Raw genomic sequence first — 24,725 nt, 5'->3', positions numbered from 1 at the left:
TACAAAACAACCAGGGAAACACGATGAACGGCGCTGATAGTCTTTGCGATACCCTTCTGGCCAATGATGTGGACGTCTGCTTCGCCAACCCGGGCACGTCCGAGATGCACTTCGTCGCGGCGCTGGATCGCAAACCGAAGATGCGCTGCGTGCTGGGCCTGTTCGAAGGCGTGGTGACGGGCGCGGCCGACGGCTATGCGCGCATGGCCGACAAGCCGGCCGCCACGCTGCTGCACCTGGGCCCGGGCCTGGGCAACGGCCTGGCCAACCTGCACAACGCCAAGCGCGCGCGCACGCCGATGGTCAACATCGTCGGCGACCACGCCACCTATCACGTGCAATACGACGCGCCGCTGACCAGTGACGTCGAAGGCGTGGCGCGCCCCATGTCGCATTGGGTCAAGCGCGGCATGTCGGCCGAATCGATGTCGGCCGACGCCGCCGAGGCCATCGCCGTGGCGCGCCGCCATCCGGGCAACATCGCCACCCTGATCCTGCCGGCCAACTCCGCCTGGACCGAGCTGTCTGCCGACTCCCAGGTGGTCAAGGTGGTCGATGAGGCCGTGCCGCACACCACCATCGAGGCCGTGCGCGCCGCCGCCAAGGCGATCCGTTCCGGCGAAGTCACCACGCTGATGCTGGGCAGCACCGCGCTGCGCCAGCGCGCGCTCGACGCCGCCGGCCGCATCGCGCGCGCCACCGGCGTGCGGCTGCTGTCCGAAACCTCCAACCGCCGCATCGAGCGCGGCGGCGACCGCACGCCGGTGGACCGGCTGCCCTATCCGATCGACCTGGCCGTGGCCAAGCTCAAGGACGTGCGCCACCTGGTGCTGGTCGGCGCCAAGGCGCCGGTGGGCTTTTTCGCCTATCCCGGCAAGCCCAGCCTGCTGGCGCCCGAGGACTGCGAGAAGATCGTGCTGGCCACCGTCGAGCAGGACCTGGCGCACGCGCTGGAATGGCTGGCCGATGAACTGGGCATCGCCGCCGACGCGCCGCGCCTGGCGGCGCCCGCGCCGGCCTACGAGGTGCCGGCCAGCGGCAAGCTGACCGGCGCCGCCGTCAACATCCTGGTGGCGCATCACCTGCCCGACAACGCCATCGTCTGCGACGAGTCCATCACCCAGGGCCGCGAATTCCCGATCTACAGCGCCAGCAGCGCGCCGCACGACTGGCTGATGCTGACCGGCGGCGCCATCGGCATCGGCCTGCCGCTGGCGGCCGGCGCGGCGGTGGCCTGCCCGGACCGCAAGGTCATCACCCTGCAGGCCGATGGCAGCGGCATGTACACCTTGCAGGCGCTGTGGACGCAGGCGCGCGAAAACCTGGACTGCCTGACGGTGATCCTGGCCAACCGTTCCTACGCCACGCTGCACGGCGAGATGAAGAACGTGGGCGTGCAGGAGCCGGGCCGCAACGCGCGCCGCATGCTCGACCTGGAAGAGCCGTACCTGGACTGGGCTCACCTGGCGCGCGGCATGGGCGTGGAGGCGGTCAGCGTCGATACCGTGGAAGGCTTCGCTCGCGCCTTGCAGGACGGCCTGAAGCGCCGCGGCCCGTTCCTGATCGAAGCGCTGATCTGACGCTTTTGCCCCGCACTGCAAGGAGCAGGCGCGGGGCGATCAGACGCCCAGGTAGCGCGTCAGTTGTTCCGGCGCGGCGGCCAGCGCCGCGCTGTCGCCGTCCCGCACGATCAATCCCTTTTCCATCACCAGGCAGCGGTCGGTGTGCGCCAGCACGGCGCGGTAGTTGCGGTCGACGATCAGCGTCGACATGCCGGTGGCGCGGATCTGCCGGATGATCTTCCAGATCTCGGCCACGATCAGCGGCGCCAGGCCTTCGGTGGCTTCGTCCAGGATCAGCAGGTCGGGGTTGGTCATCAGCGCCCGGCCGATCGCCAGCATTTGCTGTTCGCCGCCCGACAATTGCTGGCCGCCATGGCCCAGCCGTTCCGTCAGGCGCGGGAAGGTCTCCAGCACCCGCGCATAGGTCCAGTCGCGCCGTCCCTGCTCGCCGGCGCGCGCCGCCACCAGCAGGTTCTCGCGCACGCTCAGGTTGGGGAAGATGCCGCGGCCTTCGGGTACGTAGGCCACGCCCAGTTGCGCGATCGCGTGCGGCCTTGCGCGGGTGCAGTCGGCGCCGCGCACCGCCACGCGGCCCTGCGCGCTGCGCACCTGGCCGACCAGGCTGCGGATCAGGGTGGTCTTGCCCATGCCGTTGCGGCCCACCAGTCCGACGGACTCGCCGGCGCCGATGCGCAGGCCGACGCCGCGCAGCACGTGGCTGGCGCCATAGTACACGTGCAGGCCGTCGGCCTCGATCAGTGCGCGCATGTGAAGTCTCCGTCCAGGTCTTCGCCCAGGTAGGCGGTGCGCACCTCGGCATTGGCGCGGATCCGCGCCGGGTCGCCGCTGGCGATGCTGCTGCCGTTGACCATCACGGTGATGGTGTCGGCGATGCGGAACACCGCGTCCATGTCGTGCTCCACCAGCAGGATGGCGTGGCTGGCCTTGAGCGTGCGCAGCAGCGCCAGGATGCGGTCGGTTTCCTCCGGCCCCATGCCGGCCAGCGGTTCGTCCAGCAACAGCACCTGTGGTTCGCCGGCCAGGCACATGGCGATCTCGAGCTGGCGCTTGCGGCCATGCGGCAGCAGGCCCGCCGGTTGCATGGCGTCGGCCGCCAGGCCGGTGCGCTCCAGCGCCTGCGCGGCCAGGTCGGCGCTGACCGCGCAGGCCGAGGCAGGCCGCCACCAGTGCCAGAAGCGCTGGCGCCGTGCCTGCGCCGCCAGCCGGCAGTTCTCGAACACGCTCAGTTCGGGAAACAGGGTCGAGCGCTGGTAGCTTCGGCCCAGGCCGGCGCGGGCGCGCTCGGGCTGGCCCCAGGCGGTGATGTCGCGCCCGCCCAGCGACACCTGGCCGCTGCTGGGCGCGAGTTCGCCGGACAGGATGTTGATCAGGGTCGACTTGCCCGCGCCATTGGTGCCGATGACGGCATGCACTTCGCCGCGTTGCAATGCCAGCGACACCCCGTTGACGGCGGTCAGGCCGCCGAAGCGCCGGGTGACCGCGTCGGCGGTCAGCAGGGGATCAGGCATGAGGCTCTCCTTGCATCGGCAGGGGCAGCGGCTTGGCGGCGGGCGATGCGGCCGGCGCGGCCGGCGCGTTCGGGGCGTGGCGCGCGCGACGCCGGCGCCACTGCGCCGGCAGGCCGGCCAGGCCGTCGGGCAGCAGCGCCACCAGCGCGATGATGGCCAGGCCCAGCGGCAGATGCCAATGGCGCGCGTAGTCGCCGAACAGCGCCTGCGACTGGAACAGTTCCTGCAACAGCACCAGCGTGGCCGTGCCCAGTACCGCGCCGCCCAGGCTGCCCATGCCGCCCAGGATCACCATCAGCAGCACCAGCCCCGACTGTTCCCAGGCCAGCAGCTCGGGCGTGACGAAGCCGTCCTTGAGCGCGAACAGGAAGCCGGCCAGTCCCGCCAGCGCGGCGCCGATCACATACGCCGCCAGCTTGTACGGATAGGTCGAATAGCCGGCCGCCCGCATGCGCTGTTCGTTGATGCGGATGCCGGCCAGCGCCGCGCCGAACGGCGAGCGCCGCAGCAGGGCCAGGAAGCCCCAGGTCAGCGCCAGGCAGGCCAGCACGAAGAAATAATAGGTATTGCCCTGGTCCAGGTCGAATGGCAGCCAGCCTGCGATATTGGCCTGCGGCCGGAAATACAGGTAGATGCCGTCGCTGCCGCCGCCGACCTTGGTGTCGTGGAACACGTAGTACGCCATCTGAGCGAAAGCCAGCGTCACCATGATGAAGTACACGCCGCGCGTGCGCAGCGCCAGCGCGCCGGTCAGCGCGGCGTAGGCGGCCGCGGCCAGCAGCGCGGCCGGCAGCAGCCACCACAGGCTGGCCGCTTCCGATGACGGCGACAGCAGCGCGGCGGCATAGGCGCCGATGCCGAAGAACGCCGCATGTCCCAGGCTGACCAGCCCCGCGCCGCCCACCAGCAATTGCAGGCTGAGCGCGAACACCGCGTAGATCATGATCTTCACGGCCAGGCCGGTGTAGTAGTCGCTGCCGCTCCAGGCGAAGGCGGCCAGCGCCAGCAGGGTCGCGACAGGCAGGAGTCGATTCACATTCATGGTCAGCCCTGTTTGAACAGCCCTTCGGGCTTGCACAGCAGAATCGCGGCCATCAGTACGTACACCAGCACGCCCGCAGCGGCGGGGAACAGCACCTGGCCGAAGGTCTCGACCACGCCCACCAGCATCGCCGCCAGGAACGCGCCGCGGATCGAGCCGATTCCGCCGATCACCACCACCACGAAGCAGATGATGAGCACGCCGTTGCCCATGCCGGGATATACGGACGACACCGGCGCGGCGATGCTGCCGGCCAGCGCCGCCAGCGCCACGCCGGCGGCGAACACCAGCCGGTACAGCTTGTTGACGTCGATGCCCAGCGACCCGGTCATCTCGCGGTTGCTGGCGCCCGCACGCAGCATCATGCCCAGCCGCGTGCGCGCGATGACCCAGTACAGCAGCAGCGCCACCGCGATGCCCACCGCCGAGATGAACAGCCGGTACACCGGGTAGGTCATCACATCGCCCAGCGCGATGCTGCCCTGCAGCCAGGACGGCAGCGGCACGCCGTGCACGTCGTTGCCCACCAGGATGCTGCGCAGTTCCTCGAACACCAGGATCAGGCCGTAGGTCATCAGCACCTGCTGCAGGTGGTTGCGGCGATACAGGTAGCTGAAGAACGCCGCCTCCAGCAGGTAGCCGAGCGCGGCCGCGGCCAGCACGCACACCGCCAGGGTGGCGACGAAGCCGCCGCCGAGCCAGCGGTCCACCGCCGGCCCCAGCGCGAACGCCATGTAGGCGCCGATCATGTAGAAGCTGCCGTGCGCGAGGTTGATGATCCCCATGATGCCGAAGATCAGCGTGAGGCCGCTGGCCACCAGGAACAGCAACAGGCCGTACTGGAAGGCGTTCAGGCTCTGGATGAGCAGGATGCCGAGGTCCATGGGGACTCTCCGGTCCTAGAGCTTGCAGCCGCGGGCCGGGTCGGCCAGCTTGCGAACGGCCACGTCGACCACCTTGTTCTCCAGGCCGTCGACGCGGCGCAGGTAGATGTCCTGCACCGGGTTGCCGGCCTTGGACAGCGTGAACGCGCCGCGCGGGCTATCGACCGTGGCGCCGCGCATGGCTTCGCGGAATTCGGCCTTCTTGCCGAAGTCGCCCTTGACCGCCGCCAGCCCCGACTGCATCAGTTGCGCGGCGTCGTAGCCTTGCACCGCGTAGACGTCGGGCTGCATGTTGTAGGCCTTGCCGTAGTCGGCGCGGAAGGCGTTGTCGCGCGGCGTGTTCAGGCCGTCGGCGTAGTGCAGCGTGGTCAGCAGCCCCTGCGCCGACGCGCCTTGCGCCTGCAGCGTGCCGTCGGTGAGAAAGCCCGAGCCGTACAGCGGGATGGTCTTGTCCAGTCCCGCGGCGTGATAGTCCTGCACGAATTTCACCGCGCCGCCGCCGGCGAAGAAAGTGAACACCATGTCGGGCTTGAGCGCGGCGATCTCGGTCAGCAGCGACTGGAATTCGACATTGGGGAAGGGCAGGCTCAGTTCCTTGACCACCTTGCCGCCGGCCTGCTCGAAGCCTTCCTTGAAGCCGCCGATGGCCTCGTCGCCGGCCGCGTACTTCCAGGTGATGGTCACCGCCGTCTTGTGGCCGCGCGCCTTGGCCACCGGGCCCATGGCGTAGGCCGGCTGCCAGTTGGTGAACGAGGTGCGGAAGATGCCGGGGCCGCACAGCGGGCCGGTGATGGCGTTGGCGCCGGCATTGGTCACGATCAGGGTGGTGTCGGCGTCCTTGGCGGCCTTGGCCAGCGCCATCGCCACGCCCGAGTGCACGGTGCCGATCAGCACGTCGACCTGGTCGCGCTTGATCAGGCGGTTGGCGTTCTCGGCGGCCTTGGACGGATTGGATTCGTCGTCCACCTTGAAGTATTCGATCTCGCGCCCGCCGAGCTTGCCGCCCTGTTCGGCCACATACAGCTTGAAGCCGTTCTCGATGGCGTTGCCGAGCGCGGCGTAGGTGCCGCTGTAGGGCAGCATGAAACCGACTTTGAGCTTGTCGGCGGCCAGGGCGCCGCTTGCGGCCAGCATCAGCGCCGCGCCTAGCGCGGCCCGGGTCAGGGCGTGGGTCATGGTGGTGTCTCCGTGCTTGTCATGGGCTGCCGCTGGGGCGGCCGGGTTGGTCCAGCGCGCCGACGAAGCCGGCGATGGCCTGGATTACGGTGGCGGGCTGGTCCTTGTGCGGCGAATGGCGGCAGTCGGGAATTTCCAGCAGCCGCGTCCGCGGCGCGGCGCGCCGGATACCGCGTATCTGTTCGAGCGTGCCGTACTCATCGTCCACGCCCTGCATCGCCAGCACCGGGCAGGCGATGGCGGGCAGGTGATCCTCGATGTTCCAGCTGCGGAAGGCGGGGTCCAGCCAGACGTCGTTCCAGCCACGGAAGGCCGAGTCGACGTCGTCGTGATGGCGCGCCAGCCGCGCGCGCAGGTCGGTGTCGCGGTAGGCCTGGCGCGCCTGTTCGATATGCGCCACGGTGCGGTCCTCGACGAAGATGTGCGGCGCGGCCACCACCACGCCCGCGACTGCGTCCGGATGCATGGCGGCGTAAAGCAGGGCGATGGAGCCGCCATCGCTGTGGCCGAACAGGATGGGGCGATCCCGCTTGGCATCGATACCGAGCGCGGCGAGCAGCGCCGGCAGTGCGTCGGCGGCCTCGCGGTGCATGAAGTCGACCGCACGCTTTTCGCCGGTGGCCAGCGGCGTGGAGCGGCCATAGCCGTAACGCGAATAGACCAGCCCGCGGCAGCCGGCGGCTTCACAAGCTTGCCTTGGCCAGTCCTTCCACATCGACACCGAGCCCAGGCCTTCGTGCAGGAACACCAGCAATGGCGCGCCCTGGCGCGATGCCGCGATCCACTGGTATTCCAGGCGCAGGTCGCGGCCCGCCGCGCGCACGTCGGCCAGGGCAGCGGGCTCGGGAGCGGGCACGGCGCTCATGGCGTGACCTGTTCCAGCTGGCGCAGGCGGAATCGCTGGATCTTGCCGGTGGCGGTCTTGGGCAGTTCATCGGTGAAGTCGATCTGGCGCGGATACTTGAAGGGCGCCAGGTGCTGCTTCACATAGCGCTGCAGGTCGGCGCCGGTGTTCGCGTCCGGCGCGTAGCCCGGGCGCAGCACCACGTAGGCCTTGGTCTTGACCAGGCCGTCGTGGTCCGGCACGCCGATCACGGCGGCTTCGAGCACCGCCTCGTGCTGCACCAGCACGTTTTCCACTTCCACCGGCGACACGTACTGGCCGCTGACCTTGATCATGTCGTCGCTGCGGCCGGCATAGGTGTAGTAGCCGTCGGCGTCGCAGATGTATTTGTCGCCGCTCTTGAGCCAGTCGCCCAGGAAGCACTGGCGCGTCTTGTCGCGATTGTTCCAGTACATCAGCGCGGCGCTCGGGCCCTTGATGTAGAGGTCGCCAATCGTGCCAGCGCCCACCGGCGCGCCGTTGTCGTCGCGCAGTTGCACCTCGTAGCCGGGCACCGGCTTGCCGGTGGTGCCGTAGCGCAACTGCCCGGCGCGGTTCGACAGGAAGATGTGCAGCATCTCGGTCGAGCCGATGCCGTCCAGGATGTCACAGCCGAAATGGCGCTGGAAGCGTTCGCCGATGTCGCGAGGCAGGGCCTCGCCGGCCGAGGTGCACACGCGCATCGCCACCTGTTCGCGCGGCGGCAGGTCGGGCGCGGCCAGCATGCTGGCGTACAGCGTCGGCACGCCGTAGAACACGGTCGGGCGGTGCCGCACCAGGCGCTGGAACACGGCCTGCGGCGTGGGTCGCTCGGCCATCAGTACGACGGTGGCGCCCACCGACAGCGGAAAGGTCAGGCCGTTGCCCAGCCCGTAGGCGAAGAACAGCTTGGCGGCGGAGAATGCAATATCGTCCTCGCGGATGCCCAGCACCGGCTTGGCGTACAGCTCGGCGGTGTGCCACAGGTTGCCATGGGTGTGGACCACGCCCTTGGGCTTGCCGGTGGAGCCCGACGAATACAGCCAGAAGGCGATCTCATCGGACAGCGTGCGCGCGGCCGGCGCCAGCGGGGCGGCGGCCAGCAATGCGTCGAGTTCGTGCGCGCCGGCGGGCAGCGCCGCCGCGGGGCGTGACACCACCAGGTGTTCGACCTCGCCGGGCGCTTGCGCCAGCGCGGCCTGCAAGGTCGACAGCAGGCTCTCGGAGACGAAGGCGGCGCGCACGCGGCTGTGGTTGAGAATGTAGGCGTAATCGTCCGGCGTCAGCAGGGTGTTCACGGCCACGGGCACCACGCCGGCGTGCAGCGCGCCCAGGAACACCACCGGCCAGTCCGCCGTGTCCTGCATCAGCAGCAGGATGCGTTCCTCGCGCCGCAGCCCCAACTGGCGCAATGCGCCCGCCATGCGCGCCACGCGCTCGGCCAGTTCGCCGTAGGTGAGCTGGCGGGTGTCGTCGATGTAGGCCAGCTTGGCGGCGCGCGGCGCGTTCAAGGCGGCCAGGTGGCTGGCGAAGTTCAGTTCGGCGGGGCAGGCATTCACGGTTGTCTCCTGGTGTCCTGGCGGGCGGGGGCTGTCCGGCGGTCCGCAAGCGTCTGGCGGCTTGTCGTGACCGGCGGCAGGGTGTGGCTCAGCCCGCGCCGGCGGCCGGCCGGCCGCGCGGGGGGCGACCGGGGCGATGGGGAAGGGCGAGGCGCGGATTCATGCGCGGGTGAACTCGATGGCGCCGCCGGGCAGCAGGTACAGCACCAGCGCGCGGCCCTGCGTCACGGTGGGGCGGTGGGCGCTGCCGGGGCCATAGACCAGCCAGCCGGCGCCGTGGCCGTCGAAGCGCGCCGCGTCGGTCAGCGGCATGATCATGTCGACTTCGCCGTTGGGATGCGCGTGGTGCGGGCCGGCCAGATCATCCATGTCGACCACGTCGACCGAACAGCCGCCCAGGTCCTCGGCCGGCTTGATGACGCGGCCGTAGCGGATGCCGCCGCCTTCGCGGTTGCACATCCAGCCGTCGGCCACTCCCTGCCTACAGGCGGCGAAGATGTCGGCGTACAGCGCGCTGTCGGGGCCGGCCTCCTGGTTCAGGCGCTGCTGCAGGGCGCTGTCCAGCGCCTGCCCGGCCATCAGGCCCGTCACCTGGCGCATCAGCGCGTGGAATCGTTCTGGCGTGCTCACCCGGTCTCCTCCTATACACTGTCGGCGCTTCAGCGGCGGATGCAATCCAGTGCTGTTTTGTCGCACCTGACACGCTGTTGAAGCTGTTGAAGGAAAAATAGTGCTTCCATTGATGTGGGTCAAGCACTATAGTGCATAAATCAGGTGTTATCAGGGTTTTTGCGGAGTCAGCTACACCATGAACCAAGCGCTAGAAGACGCGGCGCCAACCGAACCCAGGCGGGAAGCTTTCCTGGTGGCATTGGGCGAACGGGTGCGCCGCCTGCGCGCTATCCGCGGCATGACGCGCAAGGGCCTGTCGCAGGTGACCGGCGTGTCCGAACGGCACCTGGCCAATCTCGAGCACGGCGTGGGCAATGCCTCGATCCTGGTGCTGCTGCAGATCGCCAAGGCCTTCAATTGCGCGCTGGCCGAGCTGGTCGGCGACGTCACCACCGAGTCGCCCGACTGGCTGCTGATCCGCGAGCTGCTCAGCGGCCGCACCGAGTCCGACCTGCAGCGCGCGCGCGAGGCGCTGACCCAGCTGTTCGGCGTGGGGGCCGGCGCGCAGCGCCCCAACCGTACCCAGCGCATCGCGCTGATCGGCCTGCGCGGCGCGGGCAAGTCCACGCTGGGCCAGATGCTGGCCGATGACCTGGGCTACCCGTTCGTCGAGCTGAACCGCGAGATCGAGCGCGTGGCCGGCTGCAGCATCCTGGAAATCCACAACCTGTACGGCCCTAACGCCTATCGCCGCTACGAGCGGCGCGCGCTGGAAGAGGCGGTGCAGATCTATCCGGAAATGGTGCTGGCCACGCCCGGCGGCCTGGTGTCCGAGCCGGCCACGCTCAACCTGCTGCTGGCGCACTGCTACACGGTCTGGTTGCGCGCCACGCCCGAGGAGCACATGGGCCGGGTGATGGCGCAGGGCGATTTCCGGCCGATGTCCGGCAACAACGAAGCCATGGCCGACCTGAAGCGCATCCTGGCCGGGCGCGAGGCGTTCTACGCCAAGGCCGACCTGACCTGGGTCACCAGCCACCTGGAGGTGCAGGAGAGCTTCGCCGGCCTGCGTACCCAGGTGCGCAAGGCCTGCGGTCTCCCGCTGTAGCGCCCGCGGCATTTGCCGATCGCCTGGGCCGCCCGTTGAGGCGGCCTTTTCTTTGGCGGGGCCTCGGCCTGTCCGTTCGGAGAGCGGGCTTCATTGAAGGACGCTTTGATGGGTCCCTTGGTGACCTGCACTTTTGTGCATCTTTTGCTTGACGCTGATTTTCACCTGCATTAATCTGCATAATAATTCATGTCGTGCAGTATTTTTCCTGTCAGATCAGGGCATCAGGAGACAAGCGATGAGCAGCACCGGCAGCAAGGTCGATTTTCGGACCGATCCAACCCAGTATCGTCATTGGCGCCTGTCGTTCGATGGCCCCGTCGCCACGCTGGCGATGGACGTGGCCGAGGACGGCGGCCTGCGTCCGGGCTACAAGCTCAAGCTCAATTCCTACGACCTGGGCGTGGACATCGAGCTGCACGACGCGCTGCAGCGCATCCGCTTCGAGCATCCCGAGGTGCGCAGCGTGGTCGTCACCAGCATGAAAGACCGCATCTTCTGTTCGGGCGCCAACATCTTCATGCTGGGCCTGTCCTCGCACGCCTGGAAGGTGAACTTCTGCAAGTTCACCAACGAAACCCGCAACGGCATCGAGGACTCCAGCCGTCACAGCGGCCTGAAATTCATCGCCGCGCTCAACGGCGCCTGCGCCGGCGGCGGCTACGAGCTGGCCCTGGCCTGCGACGAGATCCTGCTGATCGACGACCGCTCGTCCTCGGTCGCGCTGCCCGAAGTGCCGCTGCTGGGCGTGCTGCCCGGCACCGGCGGCCTGACCCGCGTCACCGACAAGCGCCGCGTGCGCCACGATCACGCCGACATCTTCTGCACCCTGGTCGAAGGCGTGCGCGGCCAGCGCGCCAAGGACTGGCGCCTGGTCGACGACGTGGTCAAGCCCGCGCAGTTCGAGACCGCGGTGCGCGAGCGCGCGCTGGCGCTGGCCGAGGGCAGCAGCCGCCCCGCTGGCGAGGCGGGCGTGGCGCTGACGCCGCTGGCGCGCGAGGAAGGCGCCGAGGCCTTGTCCTACCGCTACGTCGACGTGCAACTGGATCGCGCCAAGCGCCAGGCCACCTGGACGGTGCGCGCGCCGCAAGGCCCGGTGGAATCGGAACTGGCCGACATCGTGGCCGCCGGCGCGGCCTGGTGGCCGCTGCAGATGGCGCGCGAGCTTGACGACGCCATCCTGTCGCTGCGCACCAATGAACTCGATATCGGCACCTGGATCTTCAAGACCGAGGGCGACGCGCAGGCCGTGCTGGCCGCCGACGCTTCGCTGCAACGCCATGCCGGCCACTGGTTCGTGCGCGAGACCGCCGGCCTGCTGCGCCGCACGCTGGCGCGCCTGGACGTGACCTCGCGCAGCCTGTTCGCGCTGGTCGAGCCGGGTTCGTGCTTTGCCGGCACGCTGCTGGAACTGGCGCTGGCCGCCGACCGCAGCTACATGCTGGACAGCGAAGGCGAGGAACACGACGCGGCCCAACTGATCGTGGGCGAGGCCAGCTTCGGCGCCTACCCGATGGTCAACGGCCAGAGCCGCCTGCAACGCCGCTTCCACGAGGAAACCGCGCCCCTTGAAGCGGTGCGGGCCCGCGCCGGCCAGCCGTTGGCCGCGCGCGAGGCGCTGGCGCTGGGGCTGGTGACCTACGCGCCCGACAGCATCGACTGGGACGACGAGGTGCGCATGATGCTCGAAGAGCGCCGCGCGCTGTCGCCGGACGCGCTCACCGGCCTGGAAGCCAACCTGCGCTTCGGCGGCCGCGAAACCATGGAAACGCGCATCTTCGGCCGCCTGACCGCCTGGCAGAACTGGATCTTCAACCGCCCCAATGCGGCGGGCGAGAAGGGCGCGCTCAAGCTCTACGGCAAGGGCGAGCAGGCGACATTCGACTGGAACCGCGTCTAGCGCGGCCCGCGCGGCAAGTCCCCATACACGGCGCCGGCCCGCGCAGCGCGGCCGGCGCCCCAAGACCCGACGCCGCCCCGACGCGGCCGTCCATCCAGGAGCAGAGACAATGTCAGGCATCAACTACAGCGACAAGATCCCCAATAACGTCAACCTGTCCGGCGACCGCACGCTGCAGCGCGCGCTGGAACACTGGCAGCCCAACTACCTGCAATGGTGGCAGGACATGGGTCCGGACGGCTCGCACGGCTTCGACGTCTACCTGCGCACCGCCGTCAGCGTCGAGCCCGACGGCTGGGCCCACTTCAATCACGTTCGCATGCCCGACTATCGCTGGGGCATCTTCCTGGCGCCGCAGGACGGCCAGCGCAAGATCCACTTCGGCGAGAACATGGGCCGCGACGTGTGGCAGGACGTTCCCGGCGAACACCGCGCCAACCTGCGCCGCATCGTCGTCACGCAGGGCGACACCGAGCCGGCGTCGATCGAGCAGCAGCGCCACCTGGGCCTGACGGCGCCGTCGCAGTACGACCTGCGCAACCTGTTCCAGATCAACGTCGAGGAAGGCCGCCACCTGTGGGCCATGGTCTACCTGCTGCACCGCTACTTCGGCCGCGACGGCCGCGAAGAGGCCGACGCGCTGCTGCAGCGCACCTCCGGCGATTCCGACAACCCGCGCATCCTCGGCGCCTTCAACGAGAAGACGCCGGACTGGCTGGCGTTCTACATGTTCACCTACTTCACCGATCGCGACGGCAAGTTCCAGTTGTGCGCGCTGGCCGAGTCCAGCTTCGACCCGCTGGCCCGCACCACCAAGTTCATGCTGACCGAAGAGGCGCACCACATGTTCGTGGGCGAATCCGGCATCTCGCGCGTGATCCAGCGCACCTGCGAAGTGATGAACCAGTTGAAGACCGACGACCCCGCCGCCGTGCGCGCCGCCGGCGTCATCGACCTGCCGACGATCCAGCGCTACCTGAACTTCCACTACAGCGTCACCATCGACCTGTTTGGCGCCGACCAGTCGTCCAACGCCGCCATCTTCTACGGCTCGGGCCTGAAAGGCCGCTACGAAGAGAGCAAGCGCAACGACGACCACCAGCTCAAGAACGACACCTACCGCGTGCTGTCGGTCGACAACGGCAGGCTGCGCGAGGTCGAGGTGCCGATGCTGAACGCGTTGAACGAGGTGCTGCGCGACGACTTCATCCGCGACTCGGTGGCCGGCATCGGCCGCTGGAACAAGGTCATCGAAAAGAGCGGCATCGCCTTCCGCCTGCAGGTGCCGCACAAGGCCTTCAACCGCCAGATCGGCACGCTGGCCGGCATCCGCATGTCGCCCGAGGGCGAGATCCTGTCCGAGGCGCAATGGCAGGCGCACCGCCATCAATGGCTGCCCACGCCGGAGGACCGTGAGTTCGTCGCCTCGCTGATGGGCCGCGTGACCGAACCCGGCAAGTTCGCCAACTGGATTGCGCCGCCGGTCATGGGCATCAACCGCCAGCCCGTGAACTTCGAGTACGTTCGTTTCAACTAAGGCCCCGTGGCGGCGCCATGCGCCGCCGCGCCGCGCATTCGGATGACCGCGATGAACGCCGCCCTGCCCATGGAAGTCCTGAAGCAGCACCTGATCGATCCCGAGATCTGCATTCGCTGCAACACCTGCGAAGAAACCTGTCCGATCGACGCGATCACGCACGACAGCAACAACTACGTGGTCGACCCGGACATCTGCAACGGCTGCATGGCCTGCGTGCCGCCGTGCCCCACCGGCTCGATCGACAACTGGCGATTGGTGGCGCGCGGCGACGCCTATTCGGTGCAGGACCAACTGCGCTGGGATGAGCTGCCGCGCGAACAGCCCCTGCCGGAGGCCGCGGCCATCGTGGATGAGGCGGCGAACGCGGTCGTCGAGCCGGCGTCGTCCGCCGGGGTGGCAGCCATGCCGTCCGCCACGCCCGGCGCCAGCGTGCCGCCGTGGTCCGCCGCGCATCCCTACGTCAACCTCTACACCCACAAGACGCCGGTGACCGCCACCGTGGTCGGCAACTACCGCGTCACCGGCGCCGACACGGACAGCGACATCCATCACATCGTGCTGGACTTCGGCGAGCTGCCGTTCCCGGTGCTGGAAGGCCAGTCCATCGGCATCCTGCCGCCGGGCACCGATGCCCAGGGCCGGCCGCACCACGCGCGCCAGTATTCGTTGGCCAGCCCGCGCGACGGCGAACGCGCCGGCTACAACAACCTGTCTTTGACCGTGAAACGCGTCACCGAGGACCACCAGGGCCAGTCGGTGAACGGCGTCTGTTCCAACTACCTGTGCGACCTGGCCAAGAACGACACTGTGCAGGTCATTGGACCGTTCGGCCACACCTTCCTGATGCCGAACCACCCGCGCGCCAACCTCATCATGATCTGCACCGGCACCGGTTCGGCGCCGATGCGCGCCATGACCGAGCGCTACCGGCGTCGCATCGAAACGGGGGAGAATGGCCGCCTGATGCTGTTCTTCGGCGCCCGCACCGAACGCGAGCTGCCGTATTTCGGCCCGTTGATGAAACTGCCGCGCGACTTCATCGACATCAATCTGGCGCTGTCGCGCGAAGCCGGCCAGCCCAAGCGCTACGTGCAGGACCTGATCCGCGAGCGAGCCGCCGCCGTGCGCGAACTGCTGGCCGATCGCAACACCTGCATCTACGTCTGCGGCCTGAAGGGCATGGAAGTCGGCGTGCTGGACGCCCTGCGCGAGGTGACGGTGCAAGCGGGGCAGGATTGGACTATCCTGCACGATGTGTTGCGCCGCGAGGGGCGGCTGCACTTCGAGACCTATTGAACCGGCGGCCGCCGCGAAGGACGCCGTCGATCGGTCACCTACGCGAGGGGAAGTCCACCAATGAAGTTCGCTGATTTCAAGGACGGCATGCTGATCAAGGCCGGCCCGGTCACCATCACGGAAGCCGAAATCCTCGAGTTTGCCCGCAAGTACGACCCGCAGTGGTTCCACACCGACCTCAAGCGCGCCGCCGAGGGCCGCTGGGGCGGCCTCATCGCCAGCGGCTGGCACACTTGCGCGCTGGCCATGCGCATGGCGGTGGACTCGGCGCTGCACGATTCCGAATCGTTCGGCTCGCCCGGCCTGGGCGAAGTGCGCTGGCGCACGCCGGTGCGGCCCGGCGATCAGTTGCGCCTGGAAGCCCGGGTGCAAGGCGCGCGCACCTCCTCGTCGCGCCCCGACCTGGGCATCATCACCTGGGCCTGGACGGTGATCAACCAGCACGACGAAGCCGTGCTGGAACTGGACGCCACCAGCCTGTTCGATCTGGCGGGCGACTAGCCTGCCGCCATGCCGGCCCCGCGCCCGCCGCGGCGGGGCCAGGCCCCCGTGTCGCAGTTGCCTTGTCCGCTCCCGCGGATACCCGTAACATGACCGCGTCGTGGGCAGATTGCGTCCAGCGACATTGAAGGCCCGCCCGGGATACCAGGCGGGCCTTTTGCATGGGCCCGCCGAACGCGGCAGCCCGCAAGACGATCATTTCCTTCCGTGAACCCGGCATTCCGCCCAGGCCCGCCCGCATCCGCCGGCGGGCCCTTTTTTTTGCGCAGCGCTGCCGCTGCGATTCGTCATCAAGGTCCCCTTCATGCAACTCCTGAAACCTATCAATGTCGGCCAGGCGCCGAACGACCAGACCGGCGACACGCTGCGCGACGCCATGGCGCTGGTGAACGAGAACTTCGCCAAGACCCGCGCGGGGGTCGAAGCCGCCGAAGTGGCCACCGCCGCCGCGCAACGCAAGGCGGATGCCGCGATTGCCTCCGCCGAAAAAGGCGCGGCCGGCGGCGTGACGCCGCTGGATGCGGCGGGCAAGGTGCCGGCCGCGCACCTGCCGCCGCCGGCCATTCCGCTATCGCAGAAATCGGCGCCCGGCGGCGTCGCGCCGTTGGATGAGGATGGGCGTGTGCCGGTCGATCACCTGCCGGTGCCGGTGGCGTCCGTGCCGCTGGGGGAAAAGGGCCAGCCGGGTGGTGTCGCGACGTTGGCCGCGGACGGCAAGGTGCCCTTCGCTCAACTCCCCGATCTGGTTCCGGCGGCGGAGAAGGCGCAGCCCAAAGGTGTTGCCACGCTGGCCGAGGATGGCCGGATCGTCGCCAATCAATTACCGCCGTTGATCCCTGCGGCCGACAAGGGGCGTCCCGGCGGCGTAGCAACCCTGGACGCTGACGGTCGCGTGCCGGCGCTTCAGCTGGCCGCCGTGCCGCCGGAAGAAAAAGGCCGACCCGGTGGCGTTGCCACGCTGGATGCGCAGGGCAAGGTGCCGGTCGGCCAACTTCCGCCTGTCCCCAGCGGACCGCCGGTCGGTTCGGTCGCGTGGTGGCCGCTGCGCGCTTCCATTCCGGCGGGCCAGATTCCCGCTGACGGGCAGATCGTTACCCGCGCCACGTTTCCCGATCTTGCGGCTATGGTGACGGAAGGCAAGGTGCCGGTGGTGTCCGAGGCGGACTGGTTGGCGGATCCGCTCAAGCGGGGGAGCTATACCGTGGGAGACGGATCTTCGACCTTTCGGGTTCCCGATTTGAACGCCAGGGCCGCAGGGTCTCTCGCGGCGGCGGTGTTGCGAGGAGATGGGGCGAAATCCACGGGCATGCCTGGCTCCCTGCAAGCGGACCAACTCGGTCCGATGGACTACCGTGTCGTGAGCGGATTCAATCAAGCCACTAACGTGTTGGCAGACGCTTCCCTGAATGCTGTGATGGCTTCGGGGAATTTTGCCGGCTACACATTCACCACCACGCGGCAGACCACGAACGGCAGTCGCTGGATCGTCAATACCGGCGACGAAACGCGGATGGCGAACGTTACCGGCGTTTGGACGATTCACGCTTTTGCTGCTGTGGTCAATTCCGGCAGCGTCGATATCGCACAGCTTGCTAGTGACCATGCGGCGCTCAATGCGGCGTTTCAGACTTTACGTGCGCAGGTCTTCGGCGTTGGTCAGACGCTTCAAGACATGGGCGCGTCCCGGGCATTCGGTGTGACATACACAAACAATACCGGTCGGCCGATCTCGGTTTACATCGTTGGCTCTTCCAACAGTAGCTCCGGCGGCAATATGTATGTGATGGTGGGCGGCATCGCGGGGACGCGCTCCATCACCACAATAAACGGTGTCTCGCTGGCGCTCACCGCTGTCATTCCCCCAGGAATCACCTATCGGGTGGTGGCCGACAGCATGACGCAGAATTTCTGGACCGAGTACCGGTGAGGCTCGTGGAAAGCCCGCCGGGACGTTCGCAGCGGCATCTGTCCGCGCAATCCCATTTTTTCCCCGTCACCCGAATACGTGGGTGGCTGTTCCATTTCGTGTCGCGGCATCACGCCGTCAGGGCTTTTCTCCCATGCAAATCCTAAAACCCATCAACATCGGCCTCGCGCCGAACGACCAGACCGGCGACACGCTGCGCGACGCCATGGCGCTGGTGAACGAGAACTTCGCCAAGACTCGTGTCGGTGTGGAAACTGTCGAAGTATCCGCCGCCGCCGCGCAACGCAAGGCGGACACCGCCGTGCCCATGTCTGAAAAAGGCGTGGCGGGTGGCGTGACGCCGTTGGATGCGGTTGGCAAGGTGCCGGCTGCGCATCTGCCTCCACCTGCGATCCCTCTGTCGCAAAAATCGGCGCCGAGTGGCGTTGCCCCGCTGGGCGAGGATGGGCGTGTGCCTGTCGAACATCTGCCAATTCCGGTGCCGTCGGTGCCGTTGGCGGAGAAGGGGAAACCCAATGGCGTTGCCACGTTGGGCGGCAATGGCAAAGTCGCGCCAGCGCAATTGCCTGCCTTGATTCCCTTGGCGGAAAAAGCTCAGCCTGACGGGGTGGCGACCTTGGGCGCGGACGGATTGATCGTCGCAAATCAGTTGCCGCCCCTGGTGCCTGCTTCGGATAAGGGGCGCCCGGGCGGCGTTGCGACCTTGGGCGCCGATGGCCGCGTGCCAGCGGTGCAGCTGTCAGCGGTGCCGCCGGCGGAAAAAGGCCAGCCCGGGGGTATCGCCACATTGGACGATGGCGGCAAGGTGCCGGTCGATCAACTGCCACCGATCCCCAGCGGTCCGCCCGTAGGCTCGGTTGCATGGTGGCCGCTGCGTACGTCCATTCCCGCTGGCCAGATTCCTGCGGATGGGCAGATAATCAGCCGCGCCACTTTCAAGGATCTTGCCGCCATGGTGGCAGCGCGTTCACTACCGGTGGTGCAGGAGGCCGAATGGCTCGCCGATCCGCTCAAGCGCGGCAGCTTCACGTTGGGAGACGGCTCTACCACCATCCGAATGCCGGACTACAACGGGAAGTCCCCCGGCTCAATTGGCGCGCCGTTCATGCGCGGCGATGGCGCGCTTTTGAACGGCGTGTTGAAAGCCAGCCAGAACAAGGCGCACCAGCATTTTTTTTCGTCGCCGCAGTACCTGTACGGGGAGACTGGCGGAAGCTCTTCCTTCTACGGAACTACCGCCTCGGTCACTCCTATCTTTACCCGTAACACCACTAGTGAAGGCGGCGCAGAAGCGCATCCGACGTTCGCTTCCGGTGTTTGGACCGTGCAGGCCTTCGGGACTGTCACCAACGCGGGGAGCGTCGACGCCGCACAATTGGCGTCCGACCTGGGCGTGGCCCAATCCACTTTGCAGCAGTTGAAGGGACAAGTGTTCGGTACAGGGCAGCAGCTTCGTTCACGCACGACGGTGTTGCGCACGTGGTATCAGAACACCACAGGCCGCCCCATACTGGTCGGGTTTCATTGTGTTGGCGTCGCTGCGGGGACGATTATCGTTGCTGGATACCTCAACAATGCCTCCGGTAATGCGGGATCGGTTCCTTATCATTACGACACGACCCCTGGCGGGTATGCCGGCATGCGCTGCGGTTTCACCATGCACGTGCCACCTGGCATGTGGTGGATGGCCGACACCATAAATGCCAGTGTCGAGTCCGGTTCGATCTGGGAATACGCATGACCGAAAAGCCCCCGGACTCGTGTATGGACGGCTTCCGCCTTCCTACGGCCGCCGCATCGCGTTCAGGATATTCACCCCTTCCGGCCCCGCCGCCGCCTCCCACTGTCTGACCGAGTCCGCCGCCGCTTTCTTCAGCGCCTGGCGCACCGGCATCGGCACCGCGGTATCGATGGTCACGCCGTTTTTGCGCATGTTGGCGTAGTTCTGCTGCAACCGGCCTTCGATGCGTTTCCACTGCTCGGCCTCGGTCTGCGCCGCGGCCTGGTCGATCGCCTTGCGCGATTTCGCGTCCAGCGCCTGATAGGCCTTCAGGTTCATCGTCGCCACCGAGATCGGCATGGCATAGTTGATCTCGGCGAAGCGCGGCAGGTGTTCCCACAGCTTGCGGCCGGCGCCGCCGTCTCCCGACGACAGCACCGCATTGACCTCGCCCGAGGCGATGCGCGGCATGGCGTCGGCGAACGAAATGTTCTGCGCGCGCGCGCCGGCTTTCTGCATCACGTCCTGCGAGGTCGCGTCATAGGTGCGGATGCTCAAGGCCTTCAGGGCGGCGACACTGTCCACCTTGTCCTTGGACCAGATGCCCGAGGCTGGCCATGGGGTGGTGTAGAGCAGTTTCTGGCCGTGCGCGGCCAGCAGTTTTTCGTAGGCGGGGCGGGCCGATTTGTTGAGCGCGCGCGCCTTGGACAGCGAATCGGCCAGGAACGGCAGCGAGGACACGCCGAACAGCGGGTACTTGGCCGCCAGCGCGCCGGCGAAGGCATCGCCGGCATCGACCTTGCGTGTCTCGACCGCGTCGATCATGTCACCCGACTTGATGCCCTTGGCGGCGTCGAAGCTGGCGTCGATGACAACCTGGCCCGCGCTCTTGCTGCGCACCAGATCGGCGAAGGTGGACACGCCTTGTCCCGGCATCGACGTGGCCGGGTACTCGGTGGTCATGGTGAGGGTGGTGGCGGCGAATGCGCCGTGGCCCGCAAAAGCGATGACGATGCCCGCCCACAGGCGGAACGAGGGACTGCCGTGCATGCGCGACTCCTGGTCGTGACGAAAAATCCGGGGTCGGGCAGGCGGATGCAGCGGGCCGGCACCAGGCCAATTGCACGCAGCGTAAGCCATGGGCCGCGCGCGGGCTAGCTCCTGATAACCCTAATGCGAGGCGGATGCGATGGTCGGCATCCAAAAAAAACGCCCCTCGAGAGGGGCGCCCAATCTTCGCCACGCCGGCGAACCGCGCGTCGGGAGCAGAGCCGGGCTCCGTCCGCGCGGGGCACTGCAAATCAATAGAAGGCCTGGATGCCGGTCTGCGCGCGGCCCAGGATCAGGGCGTGCACGTCGTGGGTGCCTTCATAGGTGTTGACCACTTCCAGGTTCACCAGGTGGCGGGCCACGCCGAATTCGTCGGAGATGCCGTTGCCGCCCAGCATGTCGCGGGCCAGACGGGCGATGTCCAGCGCCTTGCCGCAGGAGTTGCGCTTCATGATCGAGGTGATCTCGACCGCGGCGGTGCCTTCGTCCTTCATGCGGCCCAGGCGCAGGCAGCCTTGCAGGGCCAGCGTGATCTCGGTCTGCATGTCGGCCAGCTTCTTCTGGATCAACTGGTTGGCGGCCAGCGGGCGGCCGAACTGCTTGCGGTCCAGGGTGTACTGGCGGGCGGTGTGCCAGCAGGCTTCGGCGGCGCCGACAGCGCCCCAGGCGATGCCGTAGCGGGCCGAGTTCAGGCAGGTGAACGGGCCCTTCAGGCCGGACACGCCGGGCATCATCTGGTCGGCGGACACTTCCACCTCGTCCATGACGATTTCGCCGGTGATCGAGGCGCGCAGGCCGACCTTGCCGTGGATGGCGGGGGCGGTCAGGCCCTTGGTGCCTTTCTCGAGGATGAAGCCGCGGATCTTGCCGTCGAACTCGCCGCCGACGCACTTGGCCCACACCACGAACACATCGGCGATGGGCGAGTTGGTGATCCACATCTTGTTGCCGGTCAGCTTGTAGCCGTCGGCGGTCTTGACCGCGCGCGTTTCCATGCCGCCGGGATCGGAGCCGTGGTTGGGTTCGGTCAGGCCGAAGCAGCCGATCCACTCGCCGCGGGCCAGCTTGGGCAGGTACTTCTGCTTCTGCGCTTCGCTGCCGAATTCGTTGATGGGCACCATCACCAGCGACGACTGCACGCTCATCATCGAGCGGTAGCCGGAGTCGATGCGCTCGACTTCACGGGCGATCAGGCCGTAGCTGACGTAGTTCAGGCCGGCGCCGCCGTATTCGGCGGGGATGGTGGCGCCCAGCAGGCCCAGCTCGCCCATTTCCGAGAAGATTTCCGGGTCGGTCTTTTCGTTGCGGAAGGCATTCAGCACGCGCGGGGCCAGCTTGTCCTGCGAGTAGGCGTGGGCGGCGTCGCGCACCATGCGTTCTTCTTCGGTGAGCTGCTGGTCCAGCAACAGGGGGTCTTGCCAATGGAACGAGGGATTCGAGGACATGCTGGGTCTCCGCTATGGATTTCCGTTTTCGGAATCTGGAAAGTTTAAACCTAAAATAATTGGCGCGGCAACCCGGGGTTTACGCGACGCGCGCGGGGCGCGTCGCCGTGGGGATGCCGTCGCCTCCGGGTATCAGTGCCGGGCCTTGAGCGCCGCGTCGCGGATCTTGTCCAGCGTGGTCGACGGCGTGATGGTCTGCGGGTCGATGAAGCAGTGCAGGATGGCCGGCTTGCCGCTGGCCAGCGCGCGCTCGAACGCCGGGCCGAACTGCTCGGTGGTCTCGACGCGTTCGCCGTGGCCGCCGAAGGCGCGGGCGTAGTCGGCGAAGTCCGGGTTCTTCAGCTCGGTGGCGGAAATGCGGCCGGGGTAGTGCTTTTCCTGGTGCATGCGGATGGTGCCGTACATGCCGTTGTCGACCAGCACCACGATGATGGGCAGGTCGTACTGCACGGCGGTGGCGAATTCCTGGCCGTGCATCAGGAAGCAGCCGTCGCCGGCGAAGCAGACCACGGTCTTGTCGGGCCAGACGCGCTTGGCGCCGACGGCGGCCGGCAGGCCGTAGCCCATCGAGCCCGAGGTCGGCGCCAGCTGCGTGCCGAAGCGGGTGAAGCGGTGGAAGCGATGCAGCCAGGTGGCGTAGTTGCCGGCGCCGTTGGTCATGATGGCGTCGGCCGGCAGCGTCTTTTCCAGGTAGGCCATGACCTGGCCCATCTGCAGCGCGCCCGGGGTGGTGACGGCCGTCGGGTCGCTCCACTTCAGGTACGACTCGCGCATGGCCTGCGTGCCGTCGGTCCAGGCCGGTTGCGCGGGGGCCTTCAGGCCGGCCAGCGCCTGGGCGAAGGCGGCGGGCGAGGTGTTGATGGCCAGCGTGGGGCGATAAACGCGGCCCAGTTCAGCGGCGTCCGGATGCACGTGCACCAGCTTCTGCTTCGGCACCGGGATGTCCAGCAGCGTGTAGGCCTGGCTGGGGTTTTCCGACATGCGGCCGCCGACCAGCAACACCAGGTCGGCGTCGGCCACGCGCTTGAGCAGGGCCGGGTTGATGCCCAGGCCGACGTCGCCGATGAAACACGGATGGTCGGCCGGGAACAGCATCTGGCGGCGGAACGACACCGCCGTGGGCAAGGCATGGCGCTGCGCGAAGTCGGCAAACTGCTGCACCGCGCGCGCGTCCCAGCGCGTGCCGCCGAGAATCGCGACGGGATTGCTGGCCTGGGCCAGCAACTGCTCCAGGTCGGCCAGCTGGCCGGCGGTGGGGGCGGAATCGATGACCTCGTAGCGCGGCGCGTCGGCCACCTGGGCGGCTTCGACCAGCATGTCCTCGGGCAGCGCGATCACCACCGGGCCGGGGCGGCCCGAGGTGGCGATGTGGAAGGCGCGCGAGATCAGTTCGGGAATGCGCTCGACCTGGTCGATCTCGGTGACCCACTTGGCCTGCGTGCCGAAGACGGCCCGGTAGTCCATTTCCTGGAAGGCCTCGCGCTCGCGCATGCCGCGCTCGATCTGGCCGACGAACAGGATCATCGGGGTCGAGTCCTGCTTGGCGATGTGCACGCCGGCCAGCGCGTTGGAGGCGCCCGGACCGCGGGTCACCATGCAGATGCCGGGTTCGCCGGTCAGCTTGCCATGGGCGTCGGCCATCATGGCCGCGCCGCCTTCCTGGCGGCAGACGGTGACCTTGATGTCGGCGTCGTGCAGGCCATCCAGCACCGCCAGGTAGCTCTCGCCGGGAACGCAGAAAACGTGTTTGACGCCCTGGGCGACGAGCTGGTCGACGAGGATGTGGCCGCCGAGGCGGGATGCTTGCTGGGACATGGTGGGTGTCAGGATGAGCCGAGATTAAGACACTCGAGCATAATGTTCCTTGATCGCACAACGCAATTGATAAAATTGCACAATCTATTGAGCCGCCGGCACGACCCGGATATTGCGCCGCGGCAGGCGCGGCGGGTATTTCCGGCGATCTTCGGTTCCTTCCTGGCGGTTCCCACTCCATGAGAAACGGCATTCCCAACCTCAGCGCCCTGCAGGCCTTCGAGGCCTCGGCCCGCCTGGGCAGTTTTTCGCGGGCGGCCGAAGAGCTGTCCCTGACCCACAGCGCGGTCTACCGCCAGGTGGCCAGCCTGGAGGCGCGGCTGGGCGTGCAGTTGTTCACGCGGGTGCGGCGCCGCATCGTCCTGACCGATCATGGCGCGGAATATGCGGGACGCATCCGCCATCACCTCGACCAGATCGAGAAGGACACCTTCGGCCTGGTCAGCCGCACGGGCATGGGCCGCAGCATCCACATCGCCGTGGTGCCGACGCTGGCCACCACCTGGCTGATCCCGCGGCTGGCGGATTTCCAGCGCGAGCAGCCGGACATCACCGTCAGCCTGTCGGTGCGCACGCTGCCATTCCAGTTCAAGGACCAGCCGTTCGACGGCGCGCTCTACCACGGCGACACGCTGTGGCCGGGCACCCAGGGCGTGCTGCTGTTTCCGGAACGCGAGCTGGTGCCGGTGTGCGCGCCCGAGCTGGCGGCGCGCGTGACCGAGGCTGGCGCCGGCGCGCTGGCCGGCATGACCCACCTGCACCTGAGTTCGCGGCCCGATGCCTGGCGCCAGTGGTACGGCGCCAACAACTATCTGTACGGCCCGCAGGCGGCCGGCGGGCCGCGCTACGAACTGTTCACCATGGTGATGGCGGCGGTGCAGGCCGGGCTGGGCGTGGGCCTGATGCCGCGCTTCCTGGCGCAGCCGGCGCTGGACCAAGGCGCGCTGGCGATGCCGGTGCCGCAGTCGCTCACGGTCAGCCAGGGCTACTACTTCGGCTATCCGCAGCGCAGCGAGCGTTCCGAGGCCCTGAAGCTGTTCGAGTCCTGGCTGAAGTCGGCCGCGGCGGTCGTGGGGCGCTGAATGCTCCGGCGACAGCGCCGCCGTAGAATGTTGCCCATCCCGCGGCCGATGCCGCGCCCGGCATTGCCTTGCGCGACGCTCCGCATACGCCTCGGCCGATTCGCTTTCCTGACGC

General features: G+C 67.9%; 20 protein-coding genes. 9 read left to right on the top strand and 11 right to left on the bottom strand.

Features of this window, described 5'->3' with window-relative positions; genetic code table 11:
* Positions 1–23: 23 nt before the first annotated feature.
* Complete coding sequence (locus AC6CR5_RS14225; RefSeq protein WP_150101795.1) at positions 24–1,580, top strand: acetolactate synthase large subunit; 1,557 nt, start codon at positions 24–26, stop codon at positions 1,578–1,580.
* Positions 1,581–1,619: 39 nt separating this feature from the next.
* Here AC6CR5_RS14225 and AC6CR5_RS14220 read toward each other — a convergent pair whose 3' ends face one another.
* The 8 genes from AC6CR5_RS14220 to AC6CR5_RS14185 all read right to left on the bottom strand — a co-directional run bounded on the left by AC6CR5_RS14220 (position 1,620) and on the right by AC6CR5_RS14185 (position 9,244).
* Positions 1,620–2,330 carry an ABC transporter ATP-binding protein gene (locus tag AC6CR5_RS14220; RefSeq protein WP_049050926.1) on the bottom strand — a complete coding sequence of 237 codons (711 nt, stop codon included), beginning with the start codon at positions 2,328–2,330 and terminating at the stop codon, positions 1,620–1,622.
* Positions 2,318–3,091 (bottom strand): ABC transporter ATP-binding protein, encoded by a 774-nt coding sequence (locus AC6CR5_RS14215; protein WP_150101796.1) that lies wholly within the window; start codon positions 3,089–3,091, stop codon positions 2,318–2,320. Before AC6CR5_RS14215 ends, AC6CR5_RS14220 begins: the two co-directional genes overlap by 13 nt.
* Positions 3,084–4,133 (bottom strand): branched-chain amino acid ABC transporter permease, encoded by a 1,050-nt coding sequence (locus AC6CR5_RS14210; RefSeq protein WP_150101797.1) that lies wholly within the window; start codon positions 4,131–4,133, stop codon positions 3,084–3,086. The genes AC6CR5_RS14215 and AC6CR5_RS14210 overlap by 8 nt, the downstream gene beginning before the upstream one ends.
* 2 nt (positions 4,134–4,135) lie before the next feature.
* The gene (locus tag AC6CR5_RS14205; RefSeq protein ID WP_006385541.1) at positions 4,136–5,017 is read right to left on the bottom strand and encodes a branched-chain amino acid ABC transporter permease; all 882 of its coding nucleotides are present in this window, start codon (positions 5,015–5,017) and stop codon (positions 4,136–4,138) included.
* Between the two features lie 15 nt (positions 5,018–5,032).
* Positions 5,033–6,193 (bottom strand): ABC transporter substrate-binding protein, encoded by a 1,161-nt coding sequence (locus AC6CR5_RS14200; protein ID WP_100504195.1) that lies wholly within the window; start codon positions 6,191–6,193, stop codon positions 5,033–5,035.
* A 19-nt stretch (positions 6,194–6,212) separates the two neighbouring features.
* A complete protein-coding gene (locus tag AC6CR5_RS14195) occupies positions 6,213–7,058 on the bottom strand; it encodes an alpha/beta fold hydrolase (RefSeq protein WP_498085724.1) in 846 nt (281 codons plus the stop codon).
* Entirely contained in the window at positions 7,055–8,614 is a 1,560-nt protein-coding gene (locus AC6CR5_RS14190) for a benzoate-CoA ligase family protein (protein WP_024070125.1), read from the bottom strand. Before AC6CR5_RS14190 ends, AC6CR5_RS14195 begins: the two co-directional genes overlap by 4 nt.
* A 159-nt stretch (positions 8,615–8,773) precedes the next feature.
* Entirely contained in the window at positions 8,774–9,244 is a 471-nt protein-coding gene (locus AC6CR5_RS14185; protein ID WP_054505172.1) for a DUF4863 family protein, read from the bottom strand.
* A 178-nt stretch (positions 9,245–9,422) separates the two neighbouring features.
* On the opposite strand from AC6CR5_RS14185, the gene AC6CR5_RS14180 reads away from it, so the two are divergent.
* From AC6CR5_RS14180 to AC6CR5_RS14150, 7 genes are all read left to right on the top strand, one after another.
* Positions 9,423–10,334: a helix-turn-helix transcriptional regulator gene (locus AC6CR5_RS14180; RefSeq protein ID WP_006385536.1), complete on the top strand. Its 912-nt coding sequence runs from the start codon at positions 9,423–9,425 to the stop codon at positions 10,332–10,334.
* A 238-nt stretch (positions 10,335–10,572) separates the two neighbouring features.
* Positions 10,573–12,234 (top strand): 2,3-epoxybenzoyl-CoA dihydrolase, encoded by a 1,662-nt coding sequence (gene boxC / locus AC6CR5_RS14175; protein ID WP_498085723.1) that lies wholly within the window; start codon positions 10,573–10,575, stop codon positions 12,232–12,234.
* 109 nt (positions 12,235–12,343) lie between these two features.
* Positions 12,344–13,771 (top strand): benzoyl-CoA 2,3-epoxidase subunit BoxB, encoded by a 1,428-nt coding sequence (gene boxB, locus AC6CR5_RS14170; RefSeq protein WP_498085722.1) that lies wholly within the window; start codon positions 12,344–12,346, stop codon positions 13,769–13,771.
* Between the two features lie 51 nt (positions 13,772–13,822).
* On the top strand, positions 13,823–15,070 hold the full coding sequence (gene boxA, locus AC6CR5_RS14165) for a benzoyl-CoA 2,3-epoxidase subunit BoxA (RefSeq protein ID WP_251200501.1): 1,248 nt from the start codon (positions 13,823–13,825) through the stop codon (positions 15,068–15,070).
* A gap of 60 nt (positions 15,071–15,130) precedes the next feature.
* Positions 15,131–15,571 (top strand): MaoC family dehydratase, encoded by a 441-nt coding sequence (locus AC6CR5_RS14160; RefSeq protein WP_024070121.1) that lies wholly within the window; start codon positions 15,131–15,133, stop codon positions 15,569–15,571.
* Between the two features lie 304 nt (positions 15,572–15,875).
* The gene (locus tag AC6CR5_RS14155; protein ID WP_448685323.1) at positions 15,876–17,498 is read left to right on the top strand and encodes a phage tail protein; all 1,623 of its coding nucleotides are present in this window, start codon (positions 15,876–15,878) and stop codon (positions 17,496–17,498) included.
* Between the two features lie 133 nt (positions 17,499–17,631).
* Positions 17,632–19,239: a phage tail protein gene (locus AC6CR5_RS14150; protein ID WP_498085721.1), complete on the top strand. Its 1,608-nt coding sequence runs from the start codon at positions 17,632–17,634 to the stop codon at positions 19,237–19,239.
* Positions 19,240–19,281: 42 nt separating this feature from the next.
* On the opposite strand, the gene AC6CR5_RS14145 is transcribed toward AC6CR5_RS14150, so the two are convergent.
* The 3 genes from AC6CR5_RS14145 to AC6CR5_RS14135 form a co-directional block, all read right to left on the bottom strand.
* Entirely contained in the window at positions 19,282–20,268 is a 987-nt protein-coding gene (locus AC6CR5_RS14145; RefSeq protein ID WP_054446678.1) for a TRAP transporter substrate-binding protein, read from the bottom strand.
* A 251-nt stretch (positions 20,269–20,519) separates the two neighbouring features.
* The gene (locus AC6CR5_RS14140) at positions 20,520–21,713 is read right to left on the bottom strand and encodes an acyl-CoA dehydrogenase (RefSeq protein WP_020926750.1); all 1,194 of its coding nucleotides are present in this window, start codon (positions 21,711–21,713) and stop codon (positions 20,520–20,522) included.
* Positions 21,714–21,845: 132 nt separating this feature from the next.
* Entirely contained in the window at positions 21,846–23,528 is a 1,683-nt protein-coding gene (locus AC6CR5_RS14135) for a thiamine pyrophosphate-binding protein (protein WP_020926751.1), read from the bottom strand.
* Positions 23,529–23,707: 179 nt separating this feature from the next.
* Here AC6CR5_RS14135 and AC6CR5_RS14130 point away from each other — a divergent pair, with 179 nt between their 5' ends.
* Complete coding sequence (locus AC6CR5_RS14130) at positions 23,708–24,610, top strand: LysR substrate-binding domain-containing protein (RefSeq protein ID WP_448685321.1); 903 nt, start codon at positions 23,708–23,710, stop codon at positions 24,608–24,610.
* Positions 24,611–24,725 lie beyond the last annotated feature (115 nt).

The organism is Achromobacter sp. EG18 (genome assembly GCF_059759395.1).
This window is presented reverse-complemented; position numbering and strand designations above follow the sequence as displayed.